This is a genomic window from Pseudomonas sp. NPDC089743, assembly GCF_044748785.1.
GTDB lineage: Bacteria > Pseudomonadota > Gammaproteobacteria > Pseudomonadales > Pseudomonadaceae > Aquipseudomonas > Aquipseudomonas putida_X.
Map to the genome: position 1 here is coordinate 13,045 of NZ_JBIVGS010000005.1, position 12,619 is coordinate 25,663.

Here is a 12,619-nt window from a genome sequence, read left to right on the forward strand (position 1 = left end):
GACGTAAAACCTGTTAACTACCGGGGGGGCCAGTGAAAAACGTTCCATTAGGACCCCGACGCAATACGAAATGATCGATGTTATTTAGTGTCGCCAGGTCAAGTTTGAAACTAGGGTGGTACGGTGAGCCGGTTGGGTGGCTGACGACATTCGGATTTCCGCTGAGGAACGGTTTCATCTCAGCACCCGGCGGAGAGACTGTACTCGGCTGAGTAGAGACACTAGTGTTGCTGCTCACAGGTTGTGTAACCGCCGAGCTTGTTGACGGGCGAGGGTTTTCAAAGGTGTTCGCGCGTAAACTCGCGCGGGGGCGCCGAACAATAATCTTGGTTTGATTTACAATTGTAGTTTTAGTTGTTTCCGTATAAGCGTTGTTGATTATTGTTGTCTTCCCGCCCGCATTTCCAATTGCGGGCGCCGCTTGAGCGCCCTTGGCCGCCGATTTTGCCGTGTTCATCGCCGCTTTCGTCGCCGCAGCCCCATAACCGGCCGCAAACATGCCGATAATGGAGAACACCGTCGCGAAGCTCTGCAGCAGGTTCGAAAGTTCCGTGTCTGCGTACATGTACGCTGTGGCCACCCCCTGCAGGACCGCAGTGGTCGCGTTGGCAGCCACGCCGATTACGCCAATGACATAGCTGGTTGTCACGCCCACGGTGGCCGGAGCCGACCACGGCATTGCGATCGCCGATACGACGAAAATGGCAACGGCGGCAGCGACGCCCAACCAGGCATACCAAGGTACCTTGGGTTTTTCCTCTATGTGGAGCCGTTCCAGCGGTGCCTGGCGGCCACGGGTAACGGGTTCACCGCGATGGCCGGTGGGGTCGTGCCAGTAAACCGGATTGCCCAGGGCATACACGTACGGGTTGATGCCGGCCTCCTCAGGCGGCATCGAGTCTGGGCTGTGGAAGCGCATCAGGCCAGGGTTGTAGGCGCGGTAGCCGCTGCCCAGCAGGTACCAGCCAAAAGCTCGCTCGCGGGCTTCGCCGTTGAAGGCCAGCAAGCTGCGCAGGGGCTGCCCGGCGTCCTCGAGCAGTTGTTCACCGTACGGGGCGTAGTGGGCATGGCGCGTACCGTCGGCATCGTACTCGGTGTTTACGCTGCCTGCATGGTCGGTAAGCAACAGTGTGACGTTGCCGGCTTGTTGCTGTGCCCGAGGCTGGCCGCCGGCCTGCAGGTACTCGGTGAGCAGGCCGTCCTCCAATGTGCTGTCCAGGCTTAGGCCCAGGTAGCGGCGCTGCATCTTGCGCGCGTCAGTGCCCGAGTAAAGCAGCTGATCATGCCCGTCATAGCCGTACTGCGCCGCCACCGTGCGGTTGGCATCCTGCACCTGTTGCAGGCGGCCAAGGCTATCGTAGTACAAGGCGTTGCCGCACTCATCGTTGAGCATGTTGCCCCGTTCGTCGTAGCTGAAGGTCTGTTCTTTCGGGCAGCCTTCAGGTGGCAGCGTATGCGTGACCGTTTCCAGCCGGAACCTGTCATGAGCGCAGTAGCTGAATTGCGCAGTGTCAATCTCGCCGTCATTGAAGGTTGTGCGGCAGCGTTCTATGTTGTCCACCGCGTCGAACTTGAACATTTGGGTTTTGATCTGCCGGCCGCTGGCGGTTTCGACAGGGCAATCGTATTTGGTCAGGCGGCCAAGGCTGTCATACTCGTACTTTTCCTCACGCAGTTTTTGCCCGCCTTGCCAAAGGGTGCGCGAATGCAGCATGTCGTTGTCCAGCCACACTTGTACCAGCTGGCGTTCCATGCCGTTGACGCTCAAGGTGCGGCGGGTCTCCCTGCCCAGGCTGTCATAGTGCTGGGTGCACAGGGTGACAGGTTGCTGTTGCGGGTCAGAGTTGCTGGTGTCGCGGGTTTCGGTGGTCTCTAGCAGGCCGGTGTCTTCGGAGTATTTCAGCGTCGACTTGAGATTGCCCTGTAACACCGATACCAGGCGACCGTGTTCATCGAAGTCATACTCACAGGCTTGGCCATCGCTGTGCTTGCGCTGTGTCGGCAGGCCTTGCCAGGACTGCTGATAAGTGACGTTGTAAGGCGTACCCTCAGTCTCGGTCAGGTGTTCTTCGCGAAGGTCGCCTTGGTCGGTGTACACATAGCGGCGTTTACCCAGTGCATTGTTGGCGTGGGTAATTTCTGCACTCTTGCTGTCATACTCGAAGTCTGCGCTCTGTCGCTCTTCCTGGAGGGCATGGCCGTCCTCGTCCTCCATGGTTGCAACGAGCTCGCTGGGTTGCTCGGTCAGCTCTGGCTTGTACTGATAGGTGATCACCCGCTTGCGGGTGCCTTTACCGGTGGCCTCCAGGCTGAATGCCGTGCGCTTGTCGACCAACTGGGTCGTGCCTTTATAGGTGTACGTCTCCACTCGCGCACCCAGGGTCATGCGTTCCAGGCGGCCAAGCCCGTCGAACTTGCGCTCGCAGAGCATCAGCTCAGGTGCGTTACTGTTCTCTTTCAACTGCAGTTCAGTGACCAGTTCGCCCATGGTGTGGGGGGCGAACTTGCGCACCAAGGTCGTGCCATCTGGCCGCTGATTGCTGGTCATGCGGCCGAAGGCATCGTAGGTGAACTTGCTGATGCGTTTGATGACCTGGTCGTCGTCTGTCGGGTCCAGGATAGATTCGGTCCGGCTCAGGCAGCGGCCGAGCCCGTCGTAGGTGAAGTCAGTGCGGCCGGCCTCGCGTGTAACCCGGTGCTTGCCTCCTTCCGGGGGATCCACTTCTTCCTCCAGCAGGCGGTATTCGTAAACCGGCTTGCTGAAGCGGTTTAGCTTGCTGACGGTCTGCTGCAGCCTGCGTCCGGGCGCGTTCGGGCTCTCGATCCAGCGGGTGACCAGTTGGCCACCAGGCTCGAGTGGCGTAGCGTCGATACATTCCTTGATGCCGTCGGGGCGTACTTCTTCACACCGTTGGCCCCAGCCGTCGTACTCGTAGCTCGACTCAAGCTTGAGCACACGCGGCTGGGGCTTGCCGTCTTTGTCCGGCAGGTAGTCATAGCTGAGTTCGCTCACTAGCAGGCCCGCCGAGTTATAGTTCATCTCGGCTACCGTGCGCTTCACGACTTCTTCTGTTACGGCGTCCCAGGCTTCACGCTCTTCCCGAATGGGGCGGCGGCTGCCATCGAATACGGTGCGGGTGACTACGCCCTTGCTGTCGGTGATTTCCTCACAACTACGTTTGCGCCCGCCGTCGTCGAGTAGCTTGTAGGCGGTCGTGCGTGTGGTGGCATAGGGGGTGCCAGGGCTTGCGATTTCTGCGATTACACGGCCTAGTACGTCATGCTCATAGCCTGTGAATACGTCATTGGCATCGTGTTCCAGTACCACCTGGCCGTTATGCATGGAATAGGTGGTGGCCGTTTTTTTCACTAGCGTGTGGGTATGATCAGTGAAGGTTTCTGTGCTACGGCTCCAGGTGAGCTGATCGTTGCCGTCCTTGACCCGTTCGTACTTCCAGTCGCTGGTGGTGATTGCACCGTTGATATGCATGACTTGTTTGTCCAGCCGGCCATGCAGGAACGGGGTGTCGATTTTATTCAGGTAGTGGCGGACTTTGGTATTTAGCAACTGGCGCGTTTCGCCCTCGCCTTCGAAGATATCTTCCTGTTCCAGCGACAGCCATCCAGGCATGTTCAGGTCGGCGTCAGGCTGAGGCAGTGCAGTCAGTTGGGCATAAGTGAATTCGCTGCTTATGATCTGGGCTGGCGGTTCACCCGGGCTGGACGCGGCGGCAGGGTAGATGACGACGGACTTGAGGTTGCGTTCGAAGCCCTCAGGGTCATCGGCCCCAGGGTAATAGGTACGCACCATGCGTGTGCCGTCGGCTTTGCGTTCCGTCAACAGGTTGCCATGGCGGTCGTAGGTGGTTGTCGTTTCTTCGTGGTCGCCTACCGTTGGGTTACCCTCTTGTTCCCAGGATTTTGTCACTGTGTGTGGAAGCTGGAAGTAATCAGGCTGGTCTTTGAACAGTTTGTTATCTTCTTCGTGATATTTCGTGGTGATGGCCTGGATACAGCCGTTGTCTGTGGTGACCTGGGATGTCATCAAATGGAAGCGATTAAATGTGCTTACGACCGTTCGGTAGATTTTCCCATCCCGATAATGTTCGGCGGTAGAGCTGTATTGAAAGGCAGTCCCTGTGAAACGGTAGAGTTGGTCCGTCCCGTCTTCATCTCCATAAACCAGGCCTGTACCATTGCCCAGGAAATTGTTGCTGGAGTAGGTGTATTTCGTAAGTATGTGAGTGCGCTCGTCCCGTATATCAGGCTTGATCCAGTGCTCATCGACTGAAGGTAGATGCCGCGCGACACCAGGGTACTTATGGCCTGCGGCACCTTCGTGATAAGTGATCGTCTCCACACCTTTATCAGGGTTTTCCACGCTGCTCAGGAACGGGAGATTATCGTAGAGCTTGTACTTCAGCTCCCAGTAATCTTCACTTGATGTAGGCAGGGTGATTTTTCGCAGTTCGTTCTGCTCCAGGTGCAGCAGGTAGCGCGCCGGGCTGTGTGTATTGGGGTTGAATGTAAACTCCGCCTGGATGTCTGTGGGGTATTTTACTTCCAGCAGTAGACGGTCATTGTCATCGGTGATGGATTGCAGGCGTGCCTTGCTCTTGGTCGTATCGTAGCGCAGGTTGATACCATGGCCGGAAGCACCGATGACGCGCACAGGCAAGGCGGTGAAAGTGTCATTTGCCTGAGGCTCGAGTATTTCGACCAGGCCGCCTTTATGTGCAATACGAATGCGTTTTCTATTACCCTTGCTGATATTGCTGAAGTGGAAGCTATCCAGTTTTTTTTCTGTGATAACGGGCGGGTGGTCAGGCCCGTTGTCTGAAACTTTGAAGGATTCACCGGTGTGTAATGAGAGCATGCCGGTGGTCATATTGAAACTGCTGAGTTTCAGGCTCCAACCTATACCCAACCCGTTATTATCGTTGCTCATTGAGCTGAAGCTCAACTGCAAAGGCAGGTCGGGACCGCACAAGTCGTTGGCGTTCAACGCCGGAAGAGCAATGGACAGCGTATACAGTCCAGTGCGAGGGTCGACACTGTTCTGCATGAAACTTGAAAAATTGAAGGCATTCGATGTAGTTGCCATGATGCAGGGTTCCTGAATATGCGGCATGCGTTGAACAGCCGGTGTGAAGCTATGAGGCCTGTACCGGGCATGCTCAGGGGCGCGAGTTCACGCTTCCCATCACTGCCGTGAGGGCGTCAGGCGTTATCCGAAACAACTGGTCTGCCCCGCAGGCTAGGATAAAAAAATGATGTACGCACCTGGCAGAATTGACAGGTACGCCTTCCCCCAACCGGCATGGGCGCGTGCGGGCTACCTGTTAATTCTGCCAGTTGTGCAGCAGGGAAGACTCTTCTAAAACTGTTCTGGCGAGCCATGAAGGTGGGCGGCGGCTGGAACAGGCCGTTAACGCTTTGTTTATTTATCTACTCGGCGAGTGTGCCTGCTTATTAAAGCGGTGTGCAGGTCTTTATACTTTTTTTTAGGTTTTTATTGGCTGTTTGCCTTTCTCGAATGCAAGTTCCAAAGAACTTACCGCTACGTTATGTGGAGAGCTGTTATGGCCAGGCCAACACTGCAGCAATATTACAACTATTTGAAAGAAAAGCCTCGAACCTACGGTTGGGGTGCGTTTTTGGTCTACGACCGCAAGAAAGCAAACCTTCTGCTGATGCAGGAGCATATTCAGCGCGCCGATACAGAGGACTGGATCGAACCGATATCGGGTGAAAAGGAAGTGGAAAGCGGCACGTTATACGGGCTGTCCAACTTTAGGTTCGGTGCACCGGTACTGTCGTTCGAGAACTCGAGTATAGGCAGCTCGATGGCCGCGCTGAGCATGCCAGTGGTGAGCGGCAGGCTGACCGAATGGAACCGGGCGGCAGGTTCGAGCTTACCAACGCTGGTGGGTATCTCGCACCTCGACCCGCTGAACGCGCCTCGCGTGAAGATGAACATCAAGCTCAACGAGGGCGCAGGCGGGGTGGTTGATGAAGACGGTCGCGTGTACCTGGACTTGTCGGACAGCAGTGCTTATTACTTTGAAGTGAGCCAGTGGGAAGAACTGAACAGCAAGTTAGGGGAGTTGATTGAAGCGCAGTTCAAGGCGCCCGGGAGGGGCGAGCAAATTTGGGAGTTGAATGCCCTGGCACCTGTGGAGGGCGAATTGAACCCGACCTCCTTCAAGGTTCGCACGCACTCCCTGGGCAAGGCAGGGAGCCCGGTGGCCAGTACCAACCAGGCAGACCTGGAAGAAGGTGCGGTCATTGTGGGTGTAGCGTTCAATAACGCTCGCAATGGTGGTTTTCCTTCGGGCGATGAGGACATGCCGTATTTACTGCCTCAGCGGCAGTCAGGTAATCCGTATTCATTGAACGTTGTTCTGAGTGACGAAGCGTGGGTAAAAAACGTTCTAAATAGTTTATTGGACCGCCTCTCTGGTACGCGTTATGTCCCCGGTGAACTTACGTACACAAGAAATTCATCGGGCTTCTTCACAGGGGCGCAAGGGGGCTCGATTCGCTTCATGGAAGGCGCGTTTTATGAAATTGTTGATACGCGAGACTTTTCGATGCGTTTTCATGTGCATGGGGATTTAGGGCAGTTCTCATTTTCTTTTGCGCCTGGCAAAGTTGATTGTAGTTGGAGTTTTGCAGGTGCAATCGAGCATGGTGCTCACATCAGGCTAAACGTGGGTACTGGGTGGCAGGAACTGACCACTCTATTGAATCTTGATGTTCGTGCATCCTGCTCTTTCTCAACAAGTATGGAAGACGGCGTAATCGTACTCAATAGGGGGGGGCTAACTGTTAATGGCGATTGGGGGTATCCGGGAGACGACTACGGAGAAGAAATAAAGCAAAATTTCGCCATTTTCAAAAACCATTTAGAGGGCTACATTGCGGGCATTTTCAACGCTATGGCGGGGGGAGTTGAGGTTGTTGACCTCTTGCGCCTCAACGGCCTGCTCTTTCGCAATGAGCAACGCTCCGTAGCTGATACGTTCGCCAACCCTGGCGATGTGACGATGCTAGGCGAACTGGCCCCCGCCCTCACTACCTTCGCGATCAATCCGATAGAGAGAACTCTCATCGCTGGGGGCACGCAACCGCTTACCCTCACTCCCGAACCCCAGCCTGGGGCTGTGGAATGGACGGTCAAGGCGCGGCCAGACGATCCCGAAAACCCCGTAGGGCCTGAGCAATTGGGCGAAATCGTCGACGGCGTATACAAAGCGCCCAAAGCGGACGCCATTGCTGGCGCCTTCCGTCAGGTCATCATCACTGCAACGGTGGGCCAGAACAGGAGCAGCGCCCTGTTCACTGTCGTGCCCAAGGCCGTATCGGTAAGGCCGGTGCTGCTTAATGCGCTTTATTCCAATCCCGGCCAACCGCAACGCTATGTGCTGGAGGGAGGAAGCATCGAATCGGAATTGGTCTGGGCCAAAGGTGCCGGGTTCAAAGGTGACCTGCGAGACCCTACAGCCGACGAATACGTCGAGTTGAAGATCCCCATGGACAAGCAAGTCAAGGTCTACGTCGCACCTCTGAGCGACCCGGACGCCGGGCCGGTTCTTGGCGGGCTCATGCAGCTGGACCAGGTGCAGGTTACCGGTGGCGGTCGTACCGAAACCATCGATATCACGGTTCTCTGGAAGCAGACTGCCGCAACGCTGAAGGTGGAGGCACAAGCAGGTGGAGCGCTGAAACTGGTGCTGGCCATTCAGAGTTGGGGGGAAGGTGAGAAAGACCTGCCTCCTGAGCAGACCAAATGGTTCGTGGTCAAGGGCAAAGGAACCCTTGATGAGGGCACGGGTATCTACAGCCCGGGGTCGGAGGAAGGCGTTTACGTGATCATTGCCGGTGTTGAGAAGAATGGAGGTAATTGGAATTACGCTGTTCTGCCAATGCCGTACACCTCTGAAGAAGCCCAGGCGTTCCATGAAGCGAACCAGGCCATCAATGGCACGAACGCCAGCGCTCCCTACACCGCTGAACAGCTCGAGGCCATGGACGCGGTGAAAAACGCCTTCAGCAGCCTGAGTGCGGCGAGGACCTGACCATGACTACCCATGCCAACGAAGCATTGTTCGAAGAGCTGGCGAATGGCGGAGCGCGTCTGCTTATCCACGCGGCGTGCAGTTCCTCAACACTTTTTGGGCGTTCCCAACATGAATAAGCAGCTAAATCAAGACGAGGCTCTGGAGGCGCCCACGATTGATGGCTTAACCGCATTCAATGAAATCGACCTGAATGCATTGGGCGATGAGCCGTTGAAGACCGTGATCAAGTACACGGGCATGGCGGTAAACGACTACGTGGTGGTCCGTTGGTTAGGGCGTAGCGCTGCCGGTGAAGCCTATGACTATTCGGCGAACTACACGCTTGAGGCGGAGCATTTGGTAGATGGCCTCGAAGTCAAAATTACCAACAGCTATATCAAAGATGCCGCAGGGGGAGAGGCCTTTTATTCCTACACCAGTGAGGCGGACGGCGGTTCGGATGAAGCAGCATCATTACGAACCTTTTGCTATATCGGGGTAAGGCCTCGCGGACACGTTGAAACCCTGTCTGTACTGCAAGTGGTGGACTCCCATGGCTTGATTGTTCAGCCTGTCAACCTACCGAGTTCAGGGGTGCGTGTTGTAGTGCCCCCCTACCAGGCGATGCAGATAGGCGACAAAGTGACCCTGACGGTCGAATGCTATGACCCGGACGGTACGCCCGAAGGCAGGTGGCAACAAGTAGTAACCGTTGCAGAGGAGCATTTTGGAGAAAGCGCAATCAGTCATGCGGTACCCAAGAGCGAATTTGACTGGATTGACCCAGGTTATGTACTTGCTTCTTATGAGATCGCATTTGCAGTCGGTGGGCTTTTGAAATCGCCGGTACAACGGCTAGAGGTCGACTCCACAAGCACGCTGCCAGGGTATCTTGAAAAACCCACGATCGATGGGTACGTCGAAGGCGAATCGCTGGACCCAAGTCGCTTCCCCGATGGCCTGCTGGTCAAACTGCCGGATTATCCTGGCATTGCAGATTCAGATTACCTCACCTTGCAGTGGTCCATCCCCGGAGGCCAGCTGTACATGCCATCGGTGCGGGTCGACCCTAGCACCCGGGCAGCCGCTTCGATCCTGTTTCATATCAGCCCGCAAATCCTGGCTCTCAGCCAGGGCTCAAATGTGAGCGTTTCTTACCTGTATGGGCGACAAGGTCAAGCACTGCGTTCAGAAGTGTTGCAAGTCGCTGTGGACAATGCACGTGTGCTGAATGTGCCCTCGGTTGAGGGCGCAGCGGCGGATGGCGACGCAGACATTGGCCATATATTAGCTGATCTGTCTACAGGTGGTGTTTACGTTAATGTGCCGCGCGCGATCACGTTGCCGGGTGAGGAGCTGCAGGTGCACTGGGCTGGTACTGGGCCACTTGGCGAATACGTGGCCAAAGTGCCCGACTCCCCGGACGATCCGTTGCGTTTCTTGATTCCGCCCGAATATGTGCCTGGCAATATGGGGCGTACCCCTGCGGACGCCAGTTGGCGGTTCAACGTGTTCTACAGGCTGTCGAGTGAGTCAGGCACGATCGACTCGATGCCTTACAAGTTGCGTATCAAGCCATTGGATAGCGCAACGCTGCCGACGGTTGATTTGACTGATGGCCCTGTTTATCTCCATAAGTTGCCTGAAGCGGGAGCCAGGCTGAACATGATCAAATGGCCGTTTATTGCCCGGGGGCAACTGCTGACCATCGTAATGGAAGGAGTGAATCCGCGGGGTGAGACGGTGCAGTTCATCGTTCGGGACGAAAAGCCAATTACCGATGCCGAAGTGCGTGAAGGCGTGAAAAATGAAATGTTGCCTAAGTCGGAACTTCGAAAGTTGAAAGAGGGCGAGAACTTCACCTTGTATGCTCGGGTGAGTTTCAATAATGGAGCGTTTTATTTGAAGTACCCGTCGCAGTCGACGCCGCTTAACCCATGATATCTATTTGGGCCATTTGCGCTTGTTGAGTGCAGGGTCCAGAGGGATTGTGCCGCTACGCTATAGGAGAACAGTTATGGCCAGGCCAACGCTCGTGCAATATTACAACTATTTGAAAGAAGCGCCTCGAACCTACGGTTGGGGTGCGTTTTTGGTCTACGACCGCCAAAAAGCGAACCTTCTGCTGATGCAGGAGCACATTCTGCGCGCCGATACAGAGGCCTGGATCGAACCGGTATCGGGTGAAGCACAGACGGAGAGCGGCAAGTTTTCCCGGCTGTCCAACTTTACGTTCGGTGCACCGGTACTGTCGTTCGAGAACTCGAACATAGGCAGCTCGATGGCCGCCCTGAGCATGCCAGTGGTGGGCGGCAAGCTGACCGAATGGGTCCGGGCGGCAGGTTCGAGCCTCCCAACGCTGGTGGGTATCTCGCACCTTGACCCGTTGAACGCGCCCCGCGTGAAGATGAACATCAAGCTCAACGAGGGCAAAGGCGGGGTGGTTGATGAAGACGGTCGCGTGTATCTGGACCTGTCGGAAAGCAGTGCTTATTACTTTGAAGTGAGCCAATGGGGAGACTTGAACACCAAGTTAGGGGAATTGATTGAAGCGCAGTTCAAGGAGCCCGGGAGGGGCGAGCAAATTTGGGAGTTGAATACCCTGGCACCTGTGGAGAACGTATTGAACCCGACCTCCTTCAGGGTTCGCACGCACTCCCTGGGCAAGGCGGGAACCCCGGTGGCCAGTACGAACCAGGCAGACCTGGAAGAGGGTGCGGTCATTGTGGGTGTAGCGTTCAATGGCGACGACAAGGGTGGCTTTCCTGGGGCGGATGGCGATATGCCATATTTACTGCCTGCACGCGCGGAGGGTGGCTCATATTCGATGAACGTTATGTTGTCTAATGAAGTGTGGGTGAAACAGGTGTTCTCAACGCTTGTCGAAACTATGGAAGGTGTTGAACTTTCTGAGTGGGAGTATATTCGCGACGCCAACGATTTTTTTGTTGAGGCGTCTTGGGGGGCACTGATGTTCTATCGGCGAGAGCTGTTACATCGGGCTGAAGACGGACAAATCAAAGGGACTTTATGGTGGAGCGTTGTTGCACCCGATGAGCGATTGGGTAAATTTAAATTTACAGTTGTTGATAGTGGGGTCAAAGTTGAGTGGAATGTTGCGAGGGATGCTGAAGAGATAATCGGCCGCATAGAACTGTGGATGCGGGGGGATCCTAACGCTGGACTTCAGATGTCGACGCTACACTCCGATATCAAGGCGACATGTACGCTTAGTTTTGACCCGACAGCGCCCATCCTATCCCTGGTCAAAGGCGATGTGCAAATTACTGGTGAGGCATGGACTAAGCCCTACAACGGTGCTCGCGAAGACAAAGGTGTGTTGCGCAAATTCAAAGATAGTGTTCCAACTATCAAGGCTGAAATCGTTTCTCGAATTGAAGCGGCGATGGCTTCCATCCTCGGTAGAATAGAAGTGGTTGATCTTCTGCGGCTCAACGGCCTGATCTTCCGCAACGGTCAACGCTCGGTCATGGACATGTTGGAGGCCCCAGGCGATATCTCGATGCTAGGCGAACTGGCGCCCGCCCTCACTACCTTCGCGATCGACCCGATAGAGACAACTCTCATCGCCGGGGGCTCCCAACCGCTTACCCTCACTCCTGAGCCCCGGCCTGGGACTGTGGAATGGACGGTCAAGGCGCGGCGAGACGATCCCGAAAACCCCGGGGGGCCTGAGCAGTTGGGCGAAATCGTCGACGGCGTATACAAAGCGCCCAAAGCGGACACCATTGCTGGCGCCTTCCGTCAGGTCATCATCACTGCAACGGTGGGCGATAACAGCAGCAGCGCCCTGCTCACTGTCGTGCCCAAAGCCGTAGCGGTAAGGCCGATGCTGCTTAATGCGCTCTATTCCAACCGCGAACAACCGCAACGCTATGTGCTGGAGGGAGGAAGCGTCGACTCAGAATTGGTCTGGGCCAAGGGTGCTGGGTTCAAAGGTGACCTGCGTGACCCCACAGCCGGCGAATATGACGAGCTGAAGATTCCCAGGGACAAGCAAGTCAAGGTCTATGTCGCACCCCAGCGCGACCCGGACGCCGGGCAAGTGCTTGGCGCGCTCATGCAATTGGACCAGGTGCAGGTTACCGGTGGTAACCGTACCGAAACCATCGATATCACGGTCCTCTGGCTTCCGACCACTGCAACGGTGAAGGTGGAGGCACAAGAAGGCGGAGCGCTGAAACTGGTGCTGGCCGTTCAGCGTTGGGGAGGAGGTGAGCAAGACCTGCTTCCTGGCGATACAAAATGGTTCGTGGCCAAGGGCAAAGGAACGCTCAATGAGGCCGCGGGTATCTACAACCCGGGGGCGGATGAAGGCGATTACGTGATCATTGCCGGTGTTGACAAGAATGACGGTAATTGGAGTTACGCTGTTCTGCCAATGCCGTACACCTCTGAAGAAGCCCAGGCGTTCCATGAAGTGAACCAGGCCATTGATGGCGCCAACGCCAACGCTCCTTATACCGCTGAGCAGCTCGAGGCCATGGACGCGGTGAAAAAAGCCTTCAGCAGCCTGAGCGCGGCGAGGACCTGAC

At 56.0% G+C, this 12,619-nt stretch carries 4 protein-coding genes; 3 read left to right on the forward strand and 1 reads right to left on the reverse strand.

Features of this window, described 5'->3' with window-relative positions; translation table 11 throughout:
* Window positions 1-13: 13 nt before the first annotated feature.
* A complete protein-coding gene (locus tag ACIPZC_RS11070) occupies window positions 14-5,104 on the reverse strand; it encodes an RHS repeat domain-containing protein (RefSeq protein WP_400626892.1) in 5,091 nt (1,696 codons plus the stop codon).
* Between the two features lie 478 nt (window positions 5,105-5,582).
* Between ACIPZC_RS11070 and ACIPZC_RS11075 the strand changes: the two genes are divergently transcribed.
* From ACIPZC_RS11075 to ACIPZC_RS11085, 3 genes are all read left to right on the forward strand, one after another.
* Window positions 5,583-8,081 carry a hypothetical protein gene (locus ACIPZC_RS11075; RefSeq protein ID WP_400626894.1) on the forward strand — a complete coding sequence of 833 codons (2,499 nt, stop codon included), beginning with the start codon at window positions 5,583-5,585 and terminating at the stop codon, window positions 8,079-8,081.
* 111 nt (window positions 8,082-8,192) lie between these two features.
* Complete coding sequence (locus ACIPZC_RS11080; protein ID WP_400626896.1) at window positions 8,193-10,004, forward strand: hypothetical protein; 1,812 nt, start codon at window positions 8,193-8,195, stop codon at window positions 10,002-10,004.
* Window positions 10,005-10,080: 76 nt separating this feature from the next.
* Window positions 10,081-12,618, forward strand: a complete 2,538-nt coding sequence (locus ACIPZC_RS11085) for a hypothetical protein (protein ID WP_400626898.1) — start codon at window positions 10,081-10,083, stop codon at window positions 12,616-12,618.
* Window position 12,619: the final 1 nt, after the last annotated feature.